The organism is Bradyrhizobium sp. 33ap4, from assembly GCF_032654765.1.
Classification (GTDB): domain Bacteria; phylum Pseudomonadota; class Alphaproteobacteria; order Rhizobiales; family Xanthobacteraceae; genus Bradyrhizobium; species Bradyrhizobium australafricanum.
Map to the genome: position 1 here is coordinate 24,314 of NZ_JAUMTJ010000026.1, position 23,334 is coordinate 47,647.

19 protein-coding genes are annotated in these 23,334 nt (G+C 62.0%); 16 read left to right on the top strand and 3 right to left on the bottom strand.

Annotated features, from left to right (window positions below; genetic code table 11):
- The first annotated feature begins 614 nt into the window (after positions 1 to 614).
- From trbB to Q2M23_RS21010, 11 genes are all read left to right on the top strand, one after another.
- Positions 615 to 1,535, top strand: coding sequence for a P-type conjugative transfer ATPase TrbB (gene trbB, locus Q2M23_RS20960; protein WP_210263076.1), 921 nt, complete (start codon positions 615 to 617; stop codon positions 1,533 to 1,535).
- Entirely contained in the window at positions 1,532 to 1,858 is a 327-nt protein-coding gene (locus Q2M23_RS20965) for a TrbC/VirB2 family protein (RefSeq protein ID WP_253639362.1), read from the top strand. Before trbB ends, Q2M23_RS20965 begins: the two co-directional genes overlap by 4 nt.
- The gene (locus Q2M23_RS20970; RefSeq protein WP_168859221.1) at positions 1,858 to 2,121 is read left to right on the top strand and encodes a VirB3 family type IV secretion system protein; all 264 of its coding nucleotides are present in this window, start codon (positions 1,858 to 1,860) and stop codon (positions 2,119 to 2,121) included. Before Q2M23_RS20965 ends, Q2M23_RS20970 begins: the two co-directional genes overlap by 1 nt.
- Before the next feature lie 9 nt (positions 2,122 to 2,130).
- Complete coding sequence (gene trbE, locus Q2M23_RS20975) at positions 2,131 to 4,572, top strand: conjugal transfer protein TrbE (protein ID WP_316396866.1); 2,442 nt, start codon at positions 2,131 to 2,133, stop codon at positions 4,570 to 4,572.
- Positions 4,569 to 5,297: a P-type conjugative transfer protein TrbJ gene (gene trbJ, locus Q2M23_RS20980; RefSeq protein ID WP_316396867.1), complete on the top strand. Its 729-nt coding sequence runs from the start codon at positions 4,569 to 4,571 to the stop codon at positions 5,295 to 5,297. Before trbE ends, trbJ begins: the two co-directional genes overlap by 4 nt.
- Complete coding sequence (gene trbK-alt / locus Q2M23_RS20985) at positions 5,297 to 5,674, top strand: putative entry exclusion protein TrbK-alt (RefSeq protein ID WP_225646997.1); 378 nt, start codon at positions 5,297 to 5,299, stop codon at positions 5,672 to 5,674. Before trbJ ends, trbK-alt begins: the two co-directional genes overlap by 1 nt.
- The gene (gene trbL / locus Q2M23_RS20990) at positions 5,671 to 6,900 is read left to right on the top strand and encodes a P-type conjugative transfer protein TrbL (protein ID WP_141341213.1); all 1,230 of its coding nucleotides are present in this window, start codon (positions 5,671 to 5,673) and stop codon (positions 6,898 to 6,900) included. The genes trbK-alt and trbL overlap by 4 nt, the downstream gene beginning before the upstream one ends.
- Positions 6,901 to 6,967: 67 nt before the next feature.
- Positions 6,968 to 7,651: a conjugal transfer protein TrbF gene (gene trbF / locus Q2M23_RS20995; protein WP_316396868.1), complete on the top strand. Its 684-nt coding sequence runs from the start codon at positions 6,968 to 6,970 to the stop codon at positions 7,649 to 7,651.
- An 89-nt stretch (positions 7,652 to 7,740) separates the two neighbouring features.
- Entirely contained in the window at positions 7,741 to 8,649 is a 909-nt protein-coding gene (trbG, locus tag Q2M23_RS21000) for a P-type conjugative transfer protein TrbG (RefSeq protein WP_316396928.1), read from the top strand.
- On the top strand, positions 8,649 to 9,860 hold the full coding sequence (locus Q2M23_RS21005; protein WP_410469747.1) for a TrbI/VirB10 family protein: 1,212 nt from the start codon (positions 8,649 to 8,651) through the stop codon (positions 9,858 to 9,860). Before trbG ends, Q2M23_RS21005 begins: the two co-directional genes overlap by 1 nt.
- A gap of 7 nt (positions 9,861 to 9,867) precedes the next feature.
- Complete coding sequence (locus Q2M23_RS21010; protein ID WP_081334616.1) at positions 9,868 to 10,110, top strand: DUF2274 domain-containing protein; 243 nt, start codon at positions 9,868 to 9,870, stop codon at positions 10,108 to 10,110.
- Here Q2M23_RS21010 and Q2M23_RS21015 read toward each other — a convergent pair.
- Together Q2M23_RS21015 and Q2M23_RS21020 are read right to left on the bottom strand one after the other, a co-directional pair.
- Positions 10,080 to 11,039, bottom strand: a complete 960-nt coding sequence (locus Q2M23_RS21015; RefSeq protein ID WP_316396870.1) for a LysR family transcriptional regulator — start codon at positions 11,037 to 11,039, stop codon at positions 10,080 to 10,082. The genes Q2M23_RS21010 and Q2M23_RS21015 overlap by 31 nt on opposite strands.
- Before the next feature lie 102 nt (positions 11,040 to 11,141).
- Positions 11,142 to 11,312: a hypothetical protein gene (locus Q2M23_RS21020; RefSeq protein ID WP_316396871.1), complete on the bottom strand. Its 171-nt coding sequence runs from the start codon at positions 11,310 to 11,312 to the stop codon at positions 11,142 to 11,144.
- A 78-nt stretch (positions 11,313 to 11,390) separates the two neighbouring features.
- On the opposite strand from Q2M23_RS21020, the gene Q2M23_RS21025 reads away from it, so the two are divergent.
- Positions 11,391 to 12,077, top strand: coding sequence for a GntR family transcriptional regulator (locus Q2M23_RS21025; RefSeq protein ID WP_316396872.1), 687 nt, complete (start codon positions 11,391 to 11,393; stop codon positions 12,075 to 12,077).
- A 347-nt stretch (positions 12,078 to 12,424) separates the two neighbouring features.
- Here Q2M23_RS21025 and Q2M23_RS21030 read toward each other — a convergent pair whose 3' ends face one another.
- Positions 12,425 to 12,952, bottom strand: a complete 528-nt coding sequence (locus Q2M23_RS21030; RefSeq protein ID WP_316396873.1) for a hypothetical protein — start codon at positions 12,950 to 12,952, stop codon at positions 12,425 to 12,427.
- A gap of 147 nt (positions 12,953 to 13,099) precedes the next feature.
- Here Q2M23_RS21030 and Q2M23_RS21035 point away from each other — a divergent pair, with 147 nt between their 5' ends.
- The 4 genes from Q2M23_RS21035 (at position 13,100) to Q2M23_RS21050 (ending at position 23,322) form a co-directional block, all read left to right on the top strand.
- On the top strand, positions 13,100 to 14,296 hold the full coding sequence (locus tag Q2M23_RS21035) for a sugar ABC transporter substrate-binding protein (protein WP_316396874.1): 1,197 nt from the start codon (positions 13,100 to 13,102) through the stop codon (positions 14,294 to 14,296).
- 662 nt (positions 14,297 to 14,958) lie between these two features.
- Positions 14,959 to 16,404 (top strand): EAL domain-containing protein, encoded by a 1,446-nt coding sequence (locus Q2M23_RS21040; protein WP_316396875.1) that lies wholly within the window; start codon positions 14,959 to 14,961, stop codon positions 16,402 to 16,404.
- Between the two features lie 16 nt (positions 16,405 to 16,420).
- Positions 16,421 to 17,185, top strand: a complete 765-nt coding sequence (locus Q2M23_RS21045; protein WP_316396876.1) for a hypothetical protein — start codon at positions 16,421 to 16,423, stop codon at positions 17,183 to 17,185.
- A gap of 113 nt (positions 17,186 to 17,298) precedes the next feature.
- Complete coding sequence (locus tag Q2M23_RS21050; protein WP_316396877.1) at positions 17,299 to 23,322, top strand: hypothetical protein; 6,024 nt, start codon at positions 17,299 to 17,301, stop codon at positions 23,320 to 23,322.
- Positions 23,323 to 23,334: the final 12 nt, after the last annotated feature.

Here is a 23,334-nt window from a genome sequence, read left to right on the forward strand (position 1 = left end):
CCCCGACTGCCGGACGCCGGCGATCGCCCCGTGCCCCTGGCTTGGGTTATGTGCGGGCCTTGCGTCCGCTGAAGTCTTCGGCTTGCCAGCTCTTTCTCGCTTCAATACGGGGCGCGTCGTCGCAGCCTTTGCCGGGCAATTACCTGACCGAGGCGAACTCTCGTAGACTCGGTCATGTGTGTCTCTCTCTCTCTCTCTCTCTCTCTCTCTATGCGTTGACGCGGCGCACGCAAGATCCTCGCGATGACGCCTGCGGGAGTTCAGGGGCAAGAGCTTGCTTCGGCGCCGGCAAAGCTGAGGGGTATCCGGTGGTGCGCAACGCGGTTGCAGCCTGCCGCGATCGCCCGACCTACGTCGATCAGGTTGTGTCTCCGCGCCAATGCGTCCGGCCGATTGGGGTGCATGGTCCCGTCTCTGATCGACCTCATGGCTTCCGCAGGGTTTTCTTTTTCCACGCTACGCTACGATCGTCGCGAGCGCCTTGTTGCACGAAGGGAGTGGTGGCTCTTCTATCCATCCCCATCTGAGGGCGCGGTCTAATCCGTCCTCGATAGATGGGTGTGGCAGTGACATTCCAGTCCTTTCAGTCGGAGGCGGTTTCGCGCGGCGCACGCATGCTCCGCAGCGCGCTGGGGCCCGCGATCGCGCGCTATCTCGACGACACTGCGGTCATCGAGGTGATGCTGAACCCGGATGGTCGGCTATGGATCGACCGGCTGGCGAGCGGACTGTCGGAAACCGGCGAGCAGCTCTCGGCCGCCGATGGCGAGCGCATCATTCGCCTGGTGGCGCACCATGTCGGCAGCGAGGTCCACGCCGCATCGCCGCGCATTTCTGCAGAATTGCCTGAAACTGGAGAACGGTTTGAAGGTCTGTTGCCGCCTGTCGTGGCTGCGCCCGCCTTCGCAATTCGCAAACCTGCAGTCGCCGTATTTACACTCGATGACTATGCGGCCTCGCGCATCATGACCTCAGACCAGGCCGAAGCACTGCGGCGGGCGGTGGCCGCGCGGAGGAACATCCTGGTCGCGGGCGGCACCTCAACGGGCAAAACGACGCTCACCAATGCGCTTCTTGCGGAAGTCGCCAAGACCAGCGATCGCGTGGTGCTGATCGAGGATACTCGGGAACTGCAGTGCAAGGCGCCGAATTTGGTTGCGCTGCGCACCAAGGACGGGGTGGTCTCGCTCTCGGATCTCGTGCGGTCGTCGCTCCGCTTGCGGCCGGATCGCATTCCGATAGGCGAGGTCCGCGGCGCCGAAGCGCTCGACCTACTCAAGGCCTGGGGCACTGGTCACCCCGGCGGCATTGGCACCATTCACGCCGGTACCGCGCTCGGCGCGCTGCGGCGACTGGAGCAGCTGATCCAGGAAGCTGTCATCACGGTACCGCGCGCCCTGATTGCCGAGACCATCAACATCATTGCCGTGCTTTCCGGCCGCGGCGCCGACCGTCGCCTCGCCGAGCTCGCGCGCGTCGACGGGCTCGGAGCAACCGGCGACTACAGCCTCTCACCAGCAGGAGATCTCATATGAGCTTTCGAATCTCGCTTCCACCGCGTGCGCTCCCGGTGGCTGTAACGGCAACGGTCCTGTTCGCGACTGCGCCAGCCTGGGCAGCCGGCTCCAACATGCCCTGGGAGCAGCCGCTTAATCAGATCCTGCAATCGGTGGAGGGACCGGTCGCGAAGATCATCGCCGTGATCATCATCATCGTCACGGGGCTGACGCTTGCTTTTGGCGATACGTCCGGCGGTTTTCGCAGGATGATCCAGATCGTATTCGGGCTGTCGATCGCCTTTGCGGCATCGAGCTTCTTCCTCTCGTTCTTCTCCTTTGGCGGCGGGCTGGTGGTCTGATGGATCAACTCGTCGCAGGCTTTGTCGCGCCCGTGCATCGCTCGCTGACCGAACCGATCCTGATGGGCGGTGCACCGCGGTCGGTTGCGATCGTGAATGGAACGCTTGCCGTCGCAGTTGGGCTTGGCCTGCGGCTCTGGATTGCCGGCCTTCTCCTCTGGTTCATCGGCCACTTGGCAGCGGTCTGGGCCGCCAAACGCGATCCGGCCTTCGTTGAGGTCGTGCGCCGCCACCTTCGTGTTCCCGGACATCTTTGCGTTTGAGCTCGCTCCATGATGAATCTTTCCGAGTATCGCCGGTCCAGCACCCGTCTTGCCGATTTCCTGCCCTGGGCAGCTCTGGTCGGCGAGAGCGTCATCCTGAACAAGGACGGCTCGTTGCAGCGGACCGCCGGATTCCGCGGGCCGGATCTCGAAAGCGCCGTACCCGCCGAACTCGTGGCTATCGCCGGCCGCCTCAACAACGCCTTGCGCCGCCTGGGCTCGGGCTGGGCCGTCTTCGTCGAGGCGCAGCGCCATGCGGCTGGAGCCTATCCCTCATGCTCCTTTCCGGATGTGGCATCCGCGCTGGTTGATGCCGAGCGCCGGGCACAGTTCGAGGAGGAGGGCGTTCACTACGAATCCGGCTACTTCCTGACGTTCGTGTATCTGCCCCCGCCAGAGGATGCGGCGCGTGCCGAGCGATTTCTGTATGAGGGGCGCGATCCCGCCGAAACAGCTGACGCGCGCGAGGTGCTGCGGGCTTTTGTCGATCGCACCGACCGGGTGCTGCAACTCCTCGAAGGATTTATGCCGGACTGCGGCTGGCTCGATGATGCCGGGACGTTGACCTACCTCCATTCAACCATCTCGACCAATCGGCATCGGGTCCGCGTGCCCGAAATCCCGATGTATCTCGACGCGTTGCTCGCAGACCAGCCGCTGACCGCAGGTCTCGAGCTGACGCTGGGGGAAGCCAGCTTGCGCGTTCTGACCGTGGTTGGATTTCCGACAGCGACCACGCCCGGGATTCTCGACGACCTGAACCGCCTCGCATTCCCGTATCGCTGGTCGACCCGGGCCATCATGCTCGACAGGCTGGAGGCCACAAGGCTCCTGACCAGGATCCGGCGTCAGTGGTTCGCCAAACGGAAATCGATTGCCGCAATCCTGAACGAGGTGATGACCAACGAGGCGTCATCGCTGCTCGACACCGATGCCCACAACAAGGCAATGGATGCCGACGCCGCGCTTCAGGATCTGGGGTCAGATCAGATCGGCCAGGCCTTTGTCACGGCGTCGGTAACGGTCTGGGACACCGATCCGCGCGCGGCCGACGAGAAACTTCGTTTGGTCGAAAAGATCATCCAGGGCCGCGATTTTACCTGCATGACCGAGACGGTCAATGCGGCCGAAGCGTGGCTCGGCAGCCTGCCTGGACATGTCTACGCCAACGTCCGGCAGCCGCCGGTCTCGACGCTCAACCTCGCGCACATGATTCCGCTATCGGCAGTGTGGGCGGGAGAGGCGAGGGATCATCACCTCGATGCGCCACCGCTGCTCCATGGCAAGACCGAAGGCGCGACCCCGTTCCGGTTCTCGCTTCATGTCGGGGACGTCGGCCATACGCTTGTGGTCGGGCCGACCGGCGCCGGCAAGTCGGTGCTGCTGGCACTGATGGCATTGCAATTTCGCCGTTACCGCAATTCCCGGGTGTTCGCGTTTGATTTCGGCGGCTCCATTCGCGCGGCCGCGATCGCAATGGGCGGCGACTGGCACGATCTGGGCGGAGCCCTGTCTCATGATGCGGCCGAGCGTGTCGCCCTGCAGCCGCTGCTCTGGATCGACGACTCATCGGAGAGGGCCTGGGCTACGGAATGGGTAGCGGCCATCCTGGCGCGGGAAAAGGTCGAGATCACACCGGATGTGAAGGACTATCTGTGGTCGGCGCTGACGTCCCTTGCGTCGGCGCCTGTCCAGGAGCGGACGCTGACGGGCCTGTCGGTTCTGCTCCAGTCGACGGCTCTCAAGCGCGCCCTGCAACCCTATTGTCTGGGCGGACCTTATGGCGGCCTGCTCGATGCCGAGTTCGAGCGCCCTGGCGAAGCTTCTGTCCAGGCATTCGAGACCGAAGGATTGATCGGCACCGGTGCCGCGCCAGCTGTGCTGACGTATCTCTTTCACCGGATTGGTGATCGTCTCGACGGCCGGCCCACGCTCATCATTGTCGATGAAGGCTGGCTTGCGCTGGATGATGCGGATTTCGCCGGTCAGCTTCGCGAATGGCTGAAGACGCTGCGGAAGAAGAATGCCTCCGTTGTGTTCGCCACCCAGTCGCTGTCGGACATCGACGGCTCGGCAATCGCGCCCGCCATCATCGAGAGCTGCCCGACGCGCCTGCTGCTGCCAAATGAACGGGCGCTCGAACCCCAGATCACGGCGATCTATCGCCGCTTCGGGCTCAATGATCGGCAGATCGAGCTCTTGAGCCGCGCCACCCCGAAGCGCGACTACTACTGCCAGTCCCGCCGGGGCAACCGGATGTTCGAGCTCGGCCTTGGCGAGGTCGCGCTCGCCTTCGCCGCTGTCTCCACCAGGTCCGACCAGGCCGCAATCGACCGGGTGCTCGCCGAGCATGGTCGCGAGGATTTTGTGTTGGCCTGGCTGCACCACCGCGGCGTGGGTTGGGCCGCGGATCTCGTTCCCAACCTCAAGAATCTGGAGAAGTCGCAATGAGCCGTTGTCGCCCGTTCCTGGCCGCCAGTATCGTTGCCTTGTCACTGGTGGCCAGCAGGCCAGCGCTGGCACTGATCGTCTTCGATCCCAACAACTACGTTCAGAATGTTCTGACCGCTGCGCGCGAGCTGCAGCAGATCAACAATCAGATCACCTCGTTGCAGAACGAGGCGCAGATGCTGGTCAATCAGACAAGGAACCTGGCGAGCTTGCCATACTCCTCGCTCCAGCAGCTTCAGTCATCGATCCAGCGCACCCAGCAGCTCCTGGCTCAGGCCCAGCGCATCGCCTATGACGTGCAGCAGATCGATCGGGCCTTCGCCACCAGCTATGCGCCGGCAACAGGGAGCCAGGCCAATGCTGCGCTGATCACCGGTGCGCAAGGACGTTGGCAGAACTCGGTGGCAGCCCTTCAGGACGCCCTTCGCGTGCAAGCCGGCGTCGTCGGTAATCTCGATACCAACCGGATCCAGAGCGCGGCCCTGGTGACCTCAAGCCAGAGTGCGAGCGGCGCCCTTCAGGCAACCCAGGCCGGCAATCAGATCCTTGCGCTTCAGGCACAGCAGCTTGCCGATCTCACTGCAACTATCGCATCGCAGGGCAGGGCCCAGGCTCTGGAGTCCGCCCAACGCGCCGCCGCGCAGGACCAGGGACGTGAGCAGCTCCGGCGCTTCCTGACGCCGGGCCAGGGTTATCAATCCTCCAATGTGCAGATGTTTCACTGATGGGCATCCGTGTCACCAAGTGGCTTCCCGCCTCCATGGCACTGGGAGCAACGCTCGTCGCTGCCGCCTGTGCGATTCAATTGCGCGGAGCCGACAAGGACGCAGCGCAGACGCAGGCGGATGCGCAGATGACAGGAGCCTTCTCTCCTGATCTCGCCCGTTGCCGTACCGTGACGCCAGAGCAAGCGACGGAGTTTGAGCGTTGCCGAAGACTTTGGGCTGAAAACCGCCGGCGGTTCTTCGGTCAAAAGGCCGGGCCGGTGCGTGGCGCGGGTGGGGATCCGGGCGGTTCGTCACAGCAATTGGCGCCCAAGGACCAGGGTCGGATTCCACAAGCCTATCCCTCCATCGGGATATCGGGAGAGGGCGATCAATGACGGGCACCGGAGTTATCGACCAGTTCCTCGAAACCTTCACCCGCTATATCGACAACGGCTTTGGCCTTGTCGGCGGCGAGGTCGGATATCTTGCGACCACGCTGGCTGCGATCGACATTACGATTGCAGCCCTGTTCTGGAGCTGGGGCGCGGAGGACGATGTCATCGCGCGGCTGGTCAAGAAGACGCTGTTCGTCGGTGTCTTCGCCTATCTGATCGGCAACTGGAACAATCTGGCTCGCATCGTTTTCGAAAGCTTCGCTGGCCTTGGGCTGAAGGTCTCAGGCACGAGCCTTTCCGCAGGCGATTTCGTCCGTCCCGGAAAGATTGCGCAGGTGGGTCTCGATGCGGGCCGGCCGATCCTCGAGTCGATCTCGAATCTGATGGGCTACATCAGCTTCTTCGAGAATTTCGTCCAGATCGTCGTTCTGCTGTTCGCCTGGGCGGTCGTCCTGCTCGCTTTCTTCATTCTGGCAATCCAGCTGTTTGTCACCTTGATCGAGTTCAAGCTGACGACGCTGGCTGGCTTTGTGCTGATCCCGTTCGGCCTATTCGGCAAGACCGCGTTTGCCGCCGAACGGGTTCTCGGCAATATCGTCTCATCAGGCATCAAGGTCCTGGTACTGGCCGTCATTGTCGGCATCGGCTCGACCCTGTTCGCGCAGTTCACCTCCGGCTTCAACGGCGGGCAGCCGACCATCGAAGATGCCATGACGCTGGTGCTGGCGGCGTTGTCGCTCCTGGGTCTTGGCATCTTTGGACCCGGTATTGCCAACGGGCTCGTATCTGGCGGGCCGCAACTCGGAGCCGGCGCTGCGGTTGGGACTGGTCTTGCTGCCGGCGGCATCGCTGCCGCTGGAGCGGGCCTCGCCGCGGGCGGAGCCGGGCTTGCCGGGGGAGCGGTCGCAGGTGCTGTGCGCGGTGGGAGCGCGATCGCAAGCGGCGCAGCTGCGGCCTACCGCAGCGGCGGCGTGGCCGGCGTTGCCGAGGCTGGCCTATCGGCCGCCGCGAGTCCGCTGCGTCGGGTCGCGGGCGCAGCTGGCGGCGGCGCTCAGTCCGGCTCTCAGGCATCGCAGGGCTTGACCGAGCATCCGCCCGCATGGGCACAGCGCATGAAGCGGGCGCAAACCATCAGCCACGGCGTATCCGCCGCGAGCCACGCTGTTCGATCCGGCGATCACGGCGGTGCCGGGAGCTCGGTCGATGTCTCCGAGGGAGGGCGGTGAACGACCGCCGACTTCGGTTCAGCAGGGGGCCGGAATCTGAATTCTGTTTCTTTCGGGGAAAGTGGTGATGTTCAAACGATCTTCCGTTCATTACGGGCGCACACCCGAGCCGGTGACACCGTATCAGAAGGCGGCGCAGGTCTGGGACGAGCGAATCGGGACGGCGCGCGTCCAGGCCAGGAACTGGAGGATGATGGCCTTTGGCTGTCTCATTCTGTCGTGTGGCCTTGGCGGAGGCCTGATCTGGCAGTCGACGCAGGGCACAATCACGCCCTGGATCGTAGAGGTCGATCAACTCGGTCAGGCCCAGAGAGTTGCTCCGGCCAATTCGGAGTACGACCCGACCGATCCGCAGATCGCCTATCATCTGGCACGCTTCATCGAGGACGTTCGTGGCCTGCCATCCGACGCAATCGTCCTGCGGCAGAATTGGCTCCGCGCCTATGACTTCACGACTGATCGCGGCGCCGTGGCACTCAACGAATATGCGCGGAGCAACAATCCCTTCGCGAAGCTCGGCAAGGCGCAGGTCTCAATCGAGGTCTCAAGCGTCATCCGCGCATCACCGGACAGTTTTCGGGTGGCGTGGGTGCAGCGCGCTTACGACAACGGATCGCTAGCCTCGACCGAGCGGTGGACCGCCATTCTGTCGGTGGTCATCCGGACGCCGCACGATGCCGATCGGCTGCGCAAAAACCCGCTCGGTATCTACGTGAATTCGATCAACTGGTCGAAGGAGCTGGGGCAATGAGCTGGAAAATCGTCGATACTCAGGCAACCGGTTTCAGAGCCGCATTGCAAACAAGCGGTCTCGTCTCCGTGATAGTTATTCTCAGCTGCATGCTGGGTGGTTGCTCGACATTCATCCCGCCCGAAATCACCTACGACGCCGATGTGCCGCCATTACCTGCAGCGCCAGCACCGAACAGTGAGCGGCCCTGGCCGCTCCACGTTCCGCCATCCTGGAAGCCGGCGCTTGGCGGCAAGTCAGGGGCGAAGGAAGAGGCCGAGCCGGTCAGCAGAATCGAGACGGCGAACAGCGCGGCCCGGGTTGAACCCCGCAGGACGGGGTATTTCAATGCGGCGCAGATTTACAGCTTTAGTCCCGGGGCGCTCTACCAGGTCTACGCAGCACCGGGACAGATTACCGACATCGCGCTGGAGGAGGGGGAGCTGCTGACAGGCAGCGGGCCAATCGCCGCAGGCGACACGGTGCGCTGGGTGGTCGGCGACACGGAGAGCGGCAGCGGGGAAACGCGACGTGTTCACGTCCTCGTCAAACCGACGCGCGCCTCGATCGAAACGAACCTCGTCATCAATACCGACCGGCGGACGTATTTGATCGAACTCCGCTCCCGAGAAAAACCCTATATGCCCTCGGTTGCCTGGTACTATCCGGAAGACAGGCAAGGCAAGGCGCGATCGGCACCGCCGACGCCGGTTCTGCCCGACGCGTCGCAACGCCGCTTTCGCTACGCCATCGAAGGTGACAGCCCGCCCTGGCGTCCCCTTGTGGCTTACGACGACGGCCGGAAAGTCTATGTCGAGTTCCCGCGGGGGATCGTTCAGGGCGAGATGCCGCCGCTGTTTGTGCTCGGTGCCGACGGCAACACCGAAATCGTCAACTACCGCGCTTACAATAACGTGTTGATCGTCGATCGGCTGTTCGCGGCTGCTGAATTGCGTTTGGGAGGCGAGCACCAGCAGAAGGTCAGAATTGTCCGGACTGAGGGGAGGCCGTCGTCATGATGACCCAGAATCAGGACGGTGCATCATCCGCCGGGGAACGAACGTCAGATGAACTGGTGAGGGGTTTCCGACTGAGGCCCGAATACCCGCGCGTCACGCGGCTTTCGCGAAAAGTCCTGGCGACAGCAAGTGCGCTCGGGCTGGCCATCATTGGCGGGGCTACAGTGTGGGCACTGCAGAAGAACAGATCCGTTAGCCCAACGTCCGATGAGCCTTATGGCACCGAGCACCACAACGTTGCCGAAGGTCTTGGGACGCTGCCGCGCGATTATTCGGCCGTTCAGCGCCAGGTGCCGCAACTCGGCCCGCCTCTCCCCGGCGATCTCGGCAGGCCGATCCTTTCCGCTCAGGGGCAATTGCCAGTAACCACCGCGGCCGTGCCTGACCAGGAGCAGCAGCGCCGGGAGCAGGAGACCGAGGCGGCGCGCGTCAGCCGTCTGTTTGCGTCAACCAATATCCGGGAACAGCCAGCCGCCACTTCGGTACAGGCAGACGGCCGCGGTACCGCACCGACGACGACAGCATTCAACAATGACGAGGCAGGCCCGCGGAACGAGCAGGAGCGAAAGCTCACCTTCGTCAATGCTCCAGTCGATCGCCGCACCACGAGCCCGGATCGGGTCACGAGGGCAGCGTCACCCTACGTGGTCCAGGCCGGGACAGTCATTCCCGGCGCCCTCATCACGGGTATTCGCTCGGAGCTGCCAGGCCAGATCACGGCACAGGTGACCGAAAATGTCTTTGATACGCCGACCGGGCGCTTCCTGCTGATCCCCCAGGGAGCAAAGCTTGTCGGGATCTATGATAGCCAGGTTACCTTCGGACAGTCGCGCGTCCTGCTTGTGTGGACACGACTCATCATGCCGACTGGTCGGTCCATCGTTCTTGAGCGGCAACCCGGTACGGATACCGCCGGCTATGCAGGCTTGGAAGATCAGGTCGACAATCATTGGGGCGCGCTGTTCAAGGCCGCCGCACTTTCGACGTTGCTGGCTGTCGGCACGGAGGTGGGGGCCGGCTCCGACACAAACGGCAATAACAGTGCGATCATCCAGGCATTGCGGCATGGCGCGGCGGACTCGCTAAGCCACGCTGGCCAGCAAGTCGTTCGGCGTAGCCTGAACATTCAGCCGACTTTGACCGTCCGACCAGGCTTTCCCGTTCGTGTGATCGTAAATCGTGATCTTGTTCTCGAGCCTTACGGAAGGTGATTGCCAAATGGCCAGGCTCAAGATTTCAGCGCTTCCCGATGAAAAGCCGGTAAAGCTTAGTACCGAACTTCCTGCGTCCGTGCATCGAAATCTCACTGCGTACGCCGAAGCACTCGCGCGTCAGTCCGGGCAGCCCGTTGATCCAGTCAAACTGATCGCTCCCATGCTGGCACGGTTTATGGCGACTGACCGCGAATTTGCAAAGCTGCGGCGTTCAGCTCATTCGCCGAGAGGCGAGACTGAAGGATAGCGCTCCCTCAAGAGATTGAGGAAATGTCTCAGAGCTGGATTTCCATTGTCAGGACGCCAATGAGCGCAGAAACCGACCTCCATCTGACCCCGATCGTCGTGCAACTCACGGCTCACGACGTCATTTCCAATAGCCCCAATATCAGAATCCAGCGCAAAGCTTATGCCAAGTCCAATGCTTGTGAGGCCATAAATCAGATGCCTGCTTGCGTGATGCCGCCGAATATTTTCGGTGATCCCCTGCATCAGGAGCTTTGCTTCAACCATGTCCTCCAGACCGCCTGCTTTCACAGGCGCTGCAAGCAAAATGCTCTGATCGAGCAAATCTGTCCAGCAGATCGTTTGGCGCGCCGCCAGAACATGATCGGTCGGCAGCAAGACTGAAATGCGCTCGTGCCAGAGCGCCCGGGCTTCAAGGTCCGTCGAACTGGCTCTTCCGGGCAGAATGATGATATCTGCAGCCCCACTCCTGAGTGCTTTGTTCAACTCTGTCGGCGACCGCTCAATTGCGGCCACCTCGATGCGCTGGAAACGGTGCACAAACTCGCTCAAGATCGAACGCAGATTGCCCCCTGAGACTGAGGTGCATAGGCCAACGGAAAGGGCGCCGGAGCAGCCACGCGCAACATCGCCTGCTGCTTCGACCAGGGCGTCAATTTCCTCCAGGATCGTGTTAACACGACGCAGGAAATTGTGGCCCGCGCGAGTAGGCCGAATTCCTGCCGGTGATCGCTCGAACAAGGGAGTGCCGACAAGGTGCTCCAGTTGGGCCACGGATCTACTCAATGCCGAATGCCGAACACAAAGTAGATCCGCTGCCTTCCGCAGGCTGCCTGAGGAACATGCAAGCACGGCACATCGGAGCTGCTTCAGCTCGATCGTGCGCGCCGAGGAGGGGCGGTTCGATTTGGTTGAGAGCTGCGCATCCATTTCCGGGACCCTGGCAATGAAGCCGATGCACGAAGCGTATGGTGGCTCGACTGTGAGCACACCCTGTAGGATTCAACAGGCTCCCTAAACCTCTTCAGAGCGCTACGAACGCCAGACGTTTGCTCGAATCGTCAGCGTAGGAACCGGACGCGTTGACAGCGCGCCCGTTACGTTGAAGGGCAGGGTCACGGGATAGAGCTCGACCACCAGGCTGGAACCCTGGCGCAAAAGTTTCAGGTCGGTGAATACTCCTTTAATCGGATCGTGGATCATGCACGATATGTCCGCTATTAGACAAGCTATTTCAGTCGCTTACGTAAAATTGACAAACGAACTAAGATAAGATAAATCATGCACGATCCACGATTATTAGGAGCTTTGCCGGCTTTGGGGCGCAAGATTGAGCGGGTCGTGCTGCTGGACCAGGTCTACGAGGTTCTGAAGGAGCGAATTCTCGACCGTGCCTACGAGCCGGACGCGCGGCTGAACATTGATGCTCTGAAGCGAGAGCTCAACGTTAGTTCAACGCCGCTGCGTGAGGCGTTGGCTCGTCTCACCGCCGAAGGACTCGTTTCATCCACGCCGTTTGTCGGCTTTGCGGTCGCTCCCGTACCATCGCCCGAGTACTTCAAGCAATTGTACGCCTTCCGTCTCGTCATTGAGCCCTGGGCCGCGGGTGAGACTGCGCGGCGCCGCCCCTTGGAGATTTTGCAAGAACTCGCTGATGCCGTTGCGGCGATGGGGGCAGCATCGCTGTCGCGACGCTATCGGCGCTATCGCGATTTCTCTCAGGCCGACGGCGCCTTTCATGAGGCCATCATGGCTGGGTCGGGAAATGAGCCTGCGTCCAGGATTTTCGCCGACCTGCGGATACATCTTCACCTGTCAAGGCTCTACATCCACCACGAGCAGGACACCGAGGCCGTCCGCGCGCATCATCTCGCCATTCTCGATGCGATTCGCGCTGGAAATGCTGCGGAAGCGGCCGAGCGAATGCGCGAGCATTTGATGATCTCCGAGCGGGAGCTGCTGGGCTGACGCCCTTATACCTGCCTACCCAATTCGCCCGACGAGAGCAGGTAAATCCTCAAGCCATAAGACGCCTAAATGAGGTGGGTTGACAGGGACAAGAGAACGAAAGGCAAGCTGCTCACTGCTGGACTGACATGGCGGAGGAACGGAGGGCCCGCACCAGACGATGATCGTGAGACGGCGATTTTACTTTGGACCCTGATATCGCAGGTACCGTTCTCGAACATTTCGTGGCGGCGGGTCCGTAGGCTCTTTGATGTCGTTTCATAGGGAAGGACGCAAACGTGCTGTCGGGAGACCAGTCTGATCGCAACGCTCCCTACAATCTATCGCGATTGTCGGGTGAGTTGTTATCAGCCGCCGCCGAGACCAGCAGGAACCCCCGCTTCAGGGAGGCGGTTAGGGTATTCGCGCGCCATTACGTTGATACGTTCAGAGGCAACCGTCTTCTCAACAAGATCGCGACGGGAGAAGCGCGCCATCTGCTGTGCGGGCACATGGTTGCTCTTCATTATAGGCGGGACAAGGACGATCCCCAGTGCGGAATTGTCCTCCATCGACTGCAGGAGTTCGCCAGAGCGCATGATCTCTGCAGCAAGAACGGCGTTGCTGCGCTCGTATGCCTTCTGAAACACACGCGATATTTGCAACCCGTTCGTAGCGATGGCGATAGACGCGTGATGAGGCTCGAGCCGTCCGATCTCGCCGGTGACGCATTGCGGAGGTTTATTGTCGCGTTTGTGAAAGCATTGGACATTCTGAATGGCGATGACAGCCTTCAGTCGCGATTCGAACGTGATAAAGGTCTTCCGCAAGCGATCGTCGCTAACGCGATCGAATTGTACTTTGATGATTGTCAGCTTCTCGATGCTGTACCGCAAATGCGTATCTTCAGCGGGCGAGAGGCGGGGTACGAGATTCTGCTCCGGCTCTGGTCGATGTATGATGCGACGCGGGCTATGCCTGATCGAAAGATATCGTTTCCTTACGGGCTCGTCGCGAAGTCGTTCGGTGTGTCAAGAGCGCACGTGCGTCGCCTGATCGAGAGTGCGGCGCGAGAGGGGTATTTCGAGCTGCGCGCTGAGGGCGGACGCTCCATTGAGATTTGTCCTTCCCTGGTTGATGTCGTTGAGACGTTCCTGTCGCTAAAGTTTTCCCTTTATCAGATTGCAGTCAATCGCGTGAATGCGGAGAAGCGGGGCGATTCTCCGGGCAATTCTGGCGGGTCCCCCTCGGCCATCAGCGGAGAGCAGGCTCGAGCGAGCCCGATGCCGGAAATACCCGAGTTGCTGAAAGCGCCTGGAAGGACGCTCATGAGAGGGACGAAGGATCTCGCGTTCTGTCTCTCCGTTCCCTTTACTGGTCAGGATTCGTTTAGCCGGATCATCGCCGCCTATAAGGATGTGGTGTCGGAAATGGGCGGCACGCTTACGATTGTCGACGCGAACTGGGATCCTGGTAGACAGTGTGACCAGATCGCATCACTTGTCGCATCGAGGCCGGACGCCTTGTTCGTCCTGCCAACCGACCCGGCGACGATCTCGAAGGCGGTTCAAGCAGCCAAGGCAGCAGGTATTCCGACCCTTATGTGCGATAGTTCAGCTCCAGGGACGATCGTACATTCCACCTCCATGCACAACCATTTTGGCATGGGTGCGGCCTCTGCGGACTACATCTGCAAGCGACTCAAGGGGAAAGGAAAAATCGCTGCAATCCACCTCTATTCCAACGAAGCGTGGAGCGCGCGGTCGGATGGAATGAGGTTCGTGCTCTCCGGCTATCCCGAGATTCGGATCATTGCGGAGACAGCATATTCACTGACAGGTTCAGCGACGCCTCAACAGGTGGTCGAGAAAATGCTGAGGGAGCACCCGGACATCGATGCGATCTGGAGCGCGTGGGACGGCGGAGCGATCGGCGCTGCAGGTGCGATCCGGGCACTTGGTCGGAGCAGCATTTTCGCAACGGGTATTGATGGCGGCAACGAAGCCTTCGAATACATCAAAGGTGGCTCTGCATTCTGTTTCACAGTCGCGCAATGTTTTCACGAGCAAGTCTATTGGAACGTCTACTACGCGCACGAAGTGCTCGCTGGCCGGCGCTCGCCACGCATGATCATCAATCCCGCATACGCTATCGGTGAGAGAGACTTGTCACGAAATGTTCCGGACAACTATGACCATCGTGGCGTGGCCGATCGTCTTGGATGGCGACGCATCCCCTAGGAATCGCGCGGAGTGGTTCGGCCGGTCGGCCAATTTGCACCTGAATTGATCGGAAAGAGCACCAATTTGATCAATGCGTCGTGCCGACATCCGGATATTCTGGCCTCTTGAGGTTGGTCCGGATCGGAAGAAATCAGGGCTCCCTCATCCCCCAAAGCATGGCGAAAACTCACACACCCCGCCTGACGCGCTCCGTCAGGCGGGTTTTTCTTTCTGCTGTGTCACATCCACGTCGATTGCTTCTGCTGCCCGTGAGCGGTTTCTCTGCGCGGTGCAGGATGCGTTCCTCCTGGAGACCGGTGAGCTTCATTGTTGCCATTTGGAAGCGCATCTGCCTGCCGGTTTGACGTTTGATGCATCCGAAAATGATCAATTCGCACCCGGAAATGATCAGCGGTGCAAATCGCGATTGCTGTTACAGCTGGTTCTACGCAGGGGCACGCTCGCGCCACATCAGGCCGCCGGCGCAGCGAAAATTGACTTCGACGTTTGCTTTTGAAGATGCGAGGCGGGAAACGAGATGGGGCTGAACAATCGGGGCGGAGTCGCATTGCGAAGTCCTCAAGGAGGCCGGCGGCTCGTTGCTTGCGATCGGAGACGCTCCATCGCGAGATCTCCCGATGGTGCGCCTGCTCCGCGTCGAGCCGTAGGGGAGGGCGCGGATGCGTGAGTGTTCGATCGCCGCCAATCGCGACGGCCCGCAAGATCGCGCGGCGGACAGTGTTTTCCTTCTCGTCGTAATCAATAATTTTGACAAGCTTGCCGCGGCCTATGATCAATCGCTGGCATCGGTGGTCAGCGACGTCTTGCACAGGCGTGCTCTGTCCTTCTGCGGCGAAAGTGCCGGGATTGTACGCCTTGCAGCCGGTCGATTTGTGATCGTGATGAGGTGGGCGTCGCGTTTTGCAAACGTCGCGAGCCTCGCAGACGGCGCGACCGCTGCGATTGGTGGCGAGCCAATTCGTTTTGCCGGTGCGGCCGTGCTTGCCGCCGTTTCAATCCGCGTCCTGCCGCCCAATCTGGGTCGCCCTGATGTGTTCGGGAAAGCTGCGTCCTCCGGTAGAATTGTGGAACCGGTGCGAGAAGATGCCGCCTGGAGCTTGCAGTATCGGACCGACATGGCGGCGGCGGTTGCGACTGTCGATGCGCTTCGTGAGGGATGTTTGTCGCTGGCCTGGCAGCCCATTTGTCATGCGAGCCAGCCGGAACGTGTTCTCTACCGGGAGCGGCTGCTGCGGGTCAGCATCCACGATGGTCCCGCCCAGTCGGCCGGCGCGTCCATCCTGGCTATGGAACGGCTAGGTCTGATCCGTCGAATGGATCACTGGGTCGTCAACCGCGTCATCAGCGAGCTGCGCTCTACGCCGGAGATCTGTGTAGGCTGCAATATCTCCGCGCGAAGCGCTGTTCTCGACCATGGCTGGGTGTCTGTGATCGCCAGGCTTCGGCAGAATCCGGATGTTGCATCGCGCCTGATCGTGGAAGTCACCGAGACGGCGCGGTTGCCACCCAGGATGATAGTTCGCGAGTTTGTCGACGCACTGCGTTCGGTCGGATGCCGGATCGCCGTCGACGATTTCGGTGCTGGTAACGGCTGCCGCAAGGCGCTGACCTCGTTGAGGCCGGATTTTGTGAAGATTGACGCCACCTTCTTACATCGCGCGCGCAACGATCGGATCGGGCGATCGCGCCTGTTGCGGTTGGTTCGCTTCGCGGCGCGTCTCGGCGGCATCGTCGTTGTCGAAGGGGTGGAGACGTTGCCTGACGCGCATCTTGCTCAGGAGGTCGGAGCCACATGGCTCCAGGGCTATCTGTTCGGTGAGCCGTCTCGCGAGCTGCCGCGATCGGCTTGTCCCGACGATGACAAGGGTTGCGCGGCGCCGGCGTCGGCAGATCAGGACGTGGTGGTCGGGATGGAGGACCGGTGTACGTCGGCGCTGGGAAGCTCGATCGGGCTCAGAAGCATCTGGGGCAGGACAGTTGGCTCCAGCGTCATGAGCCTCATGCAGGCGCTTCTCTCCGGGTACCTCGTCAGTGGTCTAATGCAGCCGGTTCTTGATTTGCCGCGCACGCTGCTGGCCCGCGGCGTTGGCTGCTGGTTCGCTTAGCGGGGGAGGAGGACGCATGCGAGAATCGACGCGCTCCTCGGCTTCGGCTCTCAGCGCACTCTGCCAGGGAATGCATTTGGCTAACGATCAGGCGCAGCTCCTTCGCCGAACCCTTGGACGTATCGCCTCTCCAAAGACTCTCGATCTGGCGGAGACGCGACCGATCCTGCCGTTGCTGCTGGGAGGGACGACGCTCGTCTTCTCCAGCAGCATGATGGTGATGTTTGATGCCCCGACCGCAGTTGCGGCGACCGCATGCGGATTATCGGTGCTCGGGTCGGTTGCGTATGAACTCCGGTTCAGCTCCACCCGGCGCGCGCGCAGGCCATCTTCCCGCGCCATGGATCTGCGGGCGCATCCAGTTCCCAATGACCAGGCCTTGCCCGCGCTCCTGGAAGCGGTGGCGCGGTTTGCGCCTCGACTGCACCGGCTGAAGCGCCTGGTTCATGGGCGGTTCTCCGAGGTAGGCGAGGCCGGACGCTGGCAGTCGGACGTCATGTTGACGGCCTATGTGATGGGGCTCGTCGACCGGCGCGACGATCGTGGCCGTTCGTCCGAGGCGCCACACTACCTGCTTGCGCATTTGATCGGCGCTAGCCGTGCCGAGGCGGCCATTGCGCGCCTTTGCAGCGGCGCTGCGCCCTGGACGAACGGTCTGTTCGAAGTGATCGAGGCGATCGGGCACATGGATCGCCTCAGGCTTCGGGCCGAGCAACTGTCGACCCGCATCGGAGCGACTGGGCCGCACCGAAGGCCTGTGGATGCAGTCCGTGAACTGTGATGAACAAGAGCCGCCGGCGCATCGATCGCTGGCCAGTGAGGCGCAACAGATGGAGAGGGTGACCACTCGTCATCACCCCGCTTCGATCCTCTTTCTTACCAAAGGGGCAGATCATGTCTGAACTCAATCGTTGCTCTCCGGTTTCATCGTCGGCTCCGCCGACCGCCAAGCGCGTCATCGCTCGGCCGTCGCGCGGCTTTGTCGAGAGCTGGCTCGGCTGCGGTCACACCAGCCGGTCGTTGCGCAAGCGCCTGATTGCGGTTTTGCGTTGCGCGCATCGTGTGCTCGGCATCAACCGGAAGGCACTCGGACTCGGGTCGTTCGGGCTGGGGCGCGTCACTGCGACGGGTATGGTGTTTGCGACGGTGCTTTCATCCGTCACCGGCGTGCAGCCGGCTCTTGCCGGTGTTACCGGCAGCAACGGCGGCGGTGTACAAGGACTGGATGGCGTTGCGGGAGGCGTGTGGAATAATGGTCGCGTTGGATCTTCATTCAACGGTGTTGCGTTTGAGGGAGCGACCGATTGCGGGATGCTCAGTGGTTCTGGTGGAACATCGTTTACCCCACTCAGCTCCTCCCAGATCTATGGAAGCGGACCCAATCATACGGGTGGAATCTATGGTCTTGGCGCGCAGGGAGCTCCAATTAGCTTTGGGGCTACATCCAATGCTGGCGCAACGACGCCTGGCATAAATAACTGGACCTGGGCGCAGACCATTGGAAATTTCTTTGTAACCTGGGCAGGTGCAGATGGTGCAAGCAACCTCACCACGGGCATCGCGAACACTTATAACGTCGCCTATGGCATGAACTCATTTGCAACCGGATGCGGGTCGCAAGCTCTCGGTATTGGCAGCACGGCGATGGGCTGGGGGGCGGTGGCCACCGGGTCGGGGGCTGCGGCTTTTGGCATCAATGCCTACGCAACAAAGGCAGGTACGCTTGCAATCGGCACACAAGCGGCGGCCTCGGCGGTCGATTCCACTGCGATCGGGACTCTTGCGAATGCTGCGGGCGTAAGCGGCATTGCGATTGGTGCCGGTGCAACGGCGGTCACCGACGAATCCGTTGCCATTGGCAGGAACGCCAGCGCCGATGGAGGGAAAGCGGTTTCGATCGGCTCCGGGAACAAGGCCTTCGGGAATGGTGCGACTGCGATCGGCGACCCGAACAACGCCAGTGGCACGGGTGCGCTTGCCCTAGGCGCCAACAACATTGCCAACAGCGATGGCACGGCAACGGCAACGACCGCCAACCAGGCCAACGGCGCGGTCGCCCTAGGCAACAGCAACGTGGCGGTTGGCCCAGGTGCAGTCGCCATCGGCAACACCTCGCAGGCCAACAACGCTGGTTCCGTTGCCGTCGGTGATGCGGCGCAAGTCAGTGCGGGCGCCACCCGAGGCGTGGCCCTGGGCTCCGGCTCGACCGTCACGCATGCCAACAGCGTCGCGCTGGGAGCCGGGTCGGCCACGACCGTCGGTGCACAGGTTGGCTATATAGCCTATGGAGTCGCTGCGCCCCAGACGTCAGCCGGCGAGGTGAACACCGGCAACCGAAAGCTCACCGGGGTCGCTGCGGGAAGTGCCGCGACCGATGCCGTGAATGTCGGTCAGTTGAACCAGATCGCACAGAACACGGCCACGTCGCTTGGCGGCGGCGCTGCTTACAATGCTGCTACGGGCGCCTATACCCCGCCGGGCTACTCCATTGCCAGCATCAGCGCGACAGGTGCGAACACGGGACCAGCGACGCAGACCAGCGTGGGCGTGGCGTTGGGGGCACTGAACACCAATGTGGGCAATGTTGCCGGGATCGCGGTGAAATACGATGCCGCTGGTGGTAACACCGTCACGCTCGGTGGGACGGGTGGCCTTGGAGCTCCGGCAGGCGGTGTCAAGATCACGAACTTGACGCCCGGCACCCTGTCGGCGACGTCGACCGATGCAATCAACGGTTTGCAGCTGTTCACGACGAACCAGAACGTCGCCACCAACACGGCGAATATCGCAACGCTGGGACAGAAGGGGTTGCAGTGGGACTCCACACTGGGGGCCTTCAGCGCTGTCCATGGCAGCACGACGCCGCAGAAGATCACCAATGTGGCGGCTGGCTCGCTGTCGACGACCTCCACTGATGCAGTCAACGGCACGCAGCTCAACGCGACCAATGAGAACCTTGCCAATCTAGGAACGCAGATCAACAACGGGTCCGTTGGTCTGGTGCAGCAGCCTGGCGGGGCGGGCAACAATCTGACGGTTGGCGCGGACACGAACGGCGGGGCGGTCGACTTCAAGGGCACGGCGGGGAATCGCAGGCTTATCGATGTCGCGGCCGGTACCCTGTCGGCGACGTCGACCGACGCAGTCAACGGCTCGCAACTCTTCGCGACGAATTCGTCGACGGCGGCCGCGCTCGGCGGCGGAGCGGCCATCAACGGGGCCGGCGGCCTGACGGCGCCGAGCTATGTGCTGTCGACCGGGACGGTGACCAATGTCGGCGCGGCGCTGAGCAACGTCGACGCGATCGGAACGAAGTATTTCCGGGCCAACTCCAGCGGTGCCAGCAGCAATTCGACGGGTCTCGATGCGGTCGCCATCGGTCCGGCAAGCATTGCGGCAGGCAATTCCTCGATCGCTGTCGGAAACGGAGCTCAAGGGCTGTCCGGCGACTCGATCGCCATTGGCAGAGGCAGCACCGCCGGAGGTGGTCAGTCCATCTCGATTGGCGCCGGTAACAGCGCTTTCGGCAACGGTGCGCTCTCCCTTGGCGACCCGAACTACGCCAGCGGCACCGGCGCGCTTGCCCTGGGCGCCAACAACGTCGCCAACAACGATGGCACCAATTCGGCGACGGCGGCCAATCTGGCGCAAGGTGCCGTCGCTCTCGGAAATCAGAATGTGGCGGTTGGTCAGGGCTCCGTTGCGATTGGCAACACGTCAAAGGCCAACAATGCCGGATCTGTTGCCATCGGTGACTCTGCCGCGGTCAGCAATGCGGCTAGCCAAGGTGTGGCCTTGGGTTCCGGCGCGGCCGTCACGCATGCCAGAAGCGTCGCGTTGGGAGCGGGGTCGGCGACGACGGTGGGGGCAGAGGCGGGATATGTCGCATACGGAATTGCTGCGCCCCAGACGTCGACCGGCGAGGTGAATATCGGGAACCGCAAGCTCACAGGGCTCGCTGCGGGAAGTACCGCGACCGATGCCGTCAATGTCAGCCAGTTGAACCAGATCGCGCAGAACACGGCGACATCGCTTGGCGGCGGCGCAGCCTATAATACTGCGACGGGCGCCTATACCGCGCCCAGCTACTCCATTGCCAGTATCAGCGCGACAGGTGCGAGCACGGGATCAACGACGCAGACCAACGTCGGTGGGGCGCTCACAGCGCTGGGCACCAATGTGGGCAACGTAGCCGGGATCGCCGTGAAATACGATTCCGCTGGTGGCAGCATCATCACGCTCGGTGCGACAGGCGGCACCGGTGCCCCGGCAAGCGGTGTTAGGATCACCAACCTGACGGCGGGGGCGTTGTCGACTGCCTCAACGGACGCGGTCAACGGCGCGCAGCTCTTCACCGTCAATCAGAACCTCACCAGCCTGAGCAATCAGATCAACAGCGGGTCCGTCGGTCTGGTGCAGCAGCCTGGTGGGACAGGCAGCAATCTGACGGTTGGTGCGGGCACGGCCGGCGAGGCGGTCGACTTCAAGGGCACGGCGGTCAATCGCAAGCTCATCAATGTCGCGGCCGGCACCCTGTCGGCGACGTCGACTGACGCGGTCATCGGCTCGCAGCTCTTTGCGACCAATCAGAACGTCGCCACCAACGCGGCTAGCATTGCGACGCTGGGGCGGAATGCGCTGCAGTGGGATCCTGCGTTGGGGGCCTTCAGCGCGGTCCATGGCAACACCACGCCACAGAAGATCACGAATGTAGCCGCTGGTACTCTCTCCGTGTCCGCAACCGATGCAGTCAACGGATCACAGCTCTTCACGACCAATCAGAACGTCATCAACTTGAGCAATCAGATCAACAGCGGGGCCGTCGGTCTGGTCCAGCAGCCAGGTGGGCCGGGTAACAATCTAACGGTCGGGGCGGGCACGGACGGCGGGGCTGTTGACTTCAAAGGCACGGCGGGAAACCGCAAGCTGATCGATGTCGCGGTTGGCACCCTGTCAGCGACCTCGACCGACGCGGTCAATGGCTCGCAGCTCTTCGCGACCAATCAGAGCATTGCGGCTGTTGGCCAGAATGCACTGCAGTGGGATCCGACGCTGGGGGCCTTCAGCGCGGTCCACGGTAGTGCTGTGCCCCGCAAGATCACCAATCTGGCAGCAGGAGCGCTTTCGGCCACGTCGGCGGACGCGGTGAATGGCTCGCAGCTTTTCACAACCAACCAGACGGTTACCACGCTCGGGTCGAGTGCCGTTAGCGCGCTCGGCGGGACGACTTCCTACAATCCAGTCACCGGCCAATTGACCGGCGGTTTCGCCTATAGCGGATCATCGTTTGGCTCCGTCCAATCAGTTTTCGATGCCATCAACATCTCCATCAATGGTGGTGCAGGTATCAAATATGTTCACGTGGCCTCGACGAAAGCAGACAGTCAGGCAACCGGGACCGACTCAATCGGAATCGGGCCGGCGAGCGTTGCCTCCGGTGGGGCGTCGATTGCGATCGGCAATGGCGCCCAGGGACAGTCGACCAACGCGATCGCCATTGGCACTTCCGCAACTGCAGGGGGTGGCGCTGCGGTTTCGATCGGGGCGGGCAATTCTGCCTTCGGAAACGGAGCTGTCGCTTTGGGTGACCCGAACTTTGCTAGCGGCACCGGCGCATTTGTGGCGGGTGCCAATAGTATCGCCAACAGTGATGGCTCGAATTCAGCGACGGCTGCCAATCAGGCAAACGGCGCCGTGGCCATTGGCAACGCCAATAGGGCGATCGGCCAGGGTTCAGTTGCCCTGGGCAACACGTCAGCCGCCAACAATGCTGGATCGGTCGCCATCGGCGATAGCGCCAATGTTGGCGCCGCAGCAAGTAAGGGCGTGGCACTTGGCTCCGCTTCAAGTGTGACCGGCGCGAACTCGGTGGCGATCGGCGCCGGATCCACCGATGGCGGTCAGGCAAATGTTGTGTCGCTCGGTGCCGCGGGGGCGGAACGCAAGATCATCAATGTCGCGGATGGCACGTTGTCAGCCAATTCGACAGAGGTGGTGAACGGTCGGCAGCTCTTTCAGACCAATCGGAGCGTTGCGAGCCTCGCGACCCAGATCAACAACGGCTCGGTGGGCCTTGTGCGACAGGCAGCACCAGGTGCGGACCTGACGGTCGGAGCCGTGACTGACGGCGGAGCCGTCAATTTCCAGGGCTCGGCCGGTGATCGCAAGCTCACCCATGTTGCAGCAGGAGCGGTCTCGGCAGCTTCCACCGATGCCGTCAACGGTGCGCAGCTCAATGCGACCAATCAGGCAGTGGCGGCGGTGAACAAGCTGTCCGTGAAATATGTCGCGGACAGCAACGGCAATCCAACCAACACCGTCACCCTGGTTGGCGCCGGCAATGGCCAGGCGGTCAAGATCACCAACGTGGCGAATGGCGTCGCGCCGACCGATGCCGTCAACGTGCGACAGCTGCAAGCGCTGGGGGCGAGTCAGATCAGTTACGATACCAATCCAGACGGGACACAAAATCACACCAGCCTGACGTTCAATCGTGGCGGAGGTGCTGCCGTCCTGCACAATGTCGGGCCCGCTGTTTTGGGTACTGATGCGGTCAATCTGAATCAGCTGGCCGCGACCGCGGCGGCAGACCGCAGCTACACCGACACCCAGGTTGGTGGCCTGCGCAATGATATGTCGCGCGGATTTGCGATGCTCGACAATCGTATCAGCGGGGTCCAAAAGGAAGAACGGCAAGGCATTGCTGCGGCAATGGCCATGACGTCTTCCCCCATGCCCTCGGCACCAGGCAAAACGACCTGGGCCGCGAACACGGCCCTCTTCAAGAGAGAGGTTGGGCTCGGAGCGAGCTTTGCACATCGCTTCGCCACCGCCATTCCGATCGCGTTCACGGGAGGCGTGTCCTGGGCCGGTAACGATAATCTCGGCGCGCGGGTCGGTTTGATGGGCGAGTTCTAGTTCGAAGGCCGA

Excerpts from the sequence above, each read along its gene's own strand:
- trbB (WP_210263076.1), top strand. The coding sequence starts at position 615 with ATGCTCCGCAGCGCGCTGGGGCCCGCGATCGCGCGCTATCTCGACGAC.
- Q2M23_RS20965 (WP_253639362.1), top strand. The coding sequence starts at position 1,532 with ATGAGCTTTCGAATCTCGCTTCCACCGCGTGCGCTCCCGGTGGCTGTA.
- Q2M23_RS20970 (WP_168859221.1), top strand. The coding sequence starts at position 1,858 with ATGGATCAACTCGTCGCAGGCTTTGTCGCGCCCGTGCATCGCTCGCTG.
- trbE (WP_316396866.1), top strand. The coding sequence starts at position 2,131 with ATGATGAATCTTTCCGAGTATCGCCGGTCCAGCACCCGTCTTGCCGAT.
- trbJ (WP_316396867.1), top strand. The coding sequence starts at position 4,569 with ATGAGCCGTTGTCGCCCGTTCCTGGCCGCCAGTATCGTTGCCTTGTCA.
- trbK-alt (WP_225646997.1), top strand. The coding sequence starts at position 5,297 with ATGGGCATCCGTGTCACCAAGTGGCTTCCCGCCTCCATGGCACTGGGA.
- trbL (WP_141341213.1), top strand. The coding sequence starts at position 5,671 with ATGACGGGCACCGGAGTTATCGACCAGTTCCTCGAAACCTTCACCCGC.
- trbF (WP_316396868.1), top strand. The coding sequence starts at position 6,968 with ATGTTCAAACGATCTTCCGTTCATTACGGGCGCACACCCGAGCCGGTG.
- trbG (WP_316396928.1), top strand. The coding sequence starts at position 7,741 with ATGCTGGGTGGTTGCTCGACATTCATCCCGCCCGAAATCACCTACGAC.
- Q2M23_RS21005 (WP_410469747.1), top strand. The coding sequence starts at position 8,649 with ATGACCCAGAATCAGGACGGTGCATCATCCGCCGGGGAACGAACGTCA.
- Q2M23_RS21010 (WP_081334616.1), top strand. The coding sequence starts at position 9,868 with ATGGCCAGGCTCAAGATTTCAGCGCTTCCCGATGAAAAGCCGGTAAAG.
- Q2M23_RS21015 (WP_316396870.1), bottom strand. The coding sequence starts at position 11,039 with ATGGATGCGCAGCTCTCAACCAAATCGAACCGCCCCTCCTCGGCGCGC.
- Q2M23_RS21020 (WP_316396871.1), bottom strand. The coding sequence starts at position 11,312 with ATGATCCACGATCCGATTAAAGGAGTATTCACCGACCTGAAACTTTTG.
- Q2M23_RS21025 (WP_316396872.1), top strand. The coding sequence starts at position 11,391 with ATGCACGATCCACGATTATTAGGAGCTTTGCCGGCTTTGGGGCGCAAG.
- Q2M23_RS21040 (WP_316396875.1), top strand. The coding sequence starts at position 14,959 with ATGCGTGAGTGTTCGATCGCCGCCAATCGCGACGGCCCGCAAGATCGC.
- Q2M23_RS21045 (WP_316396876.1), top strand. The coding sequence starts at position 16,421 with ATGCGAGAATCGACGCGCTCCTCGGCTTCGGCTCTCAGCGCACTCTGC.
- Q2M23_RS21050 (WP_316396877.1), top strand. The coding sequence starts at position 17,299 with ATGTCTGAACTCAATCGTTGCTCTCCGGTTTCATCGTCGGCTCCGCCG.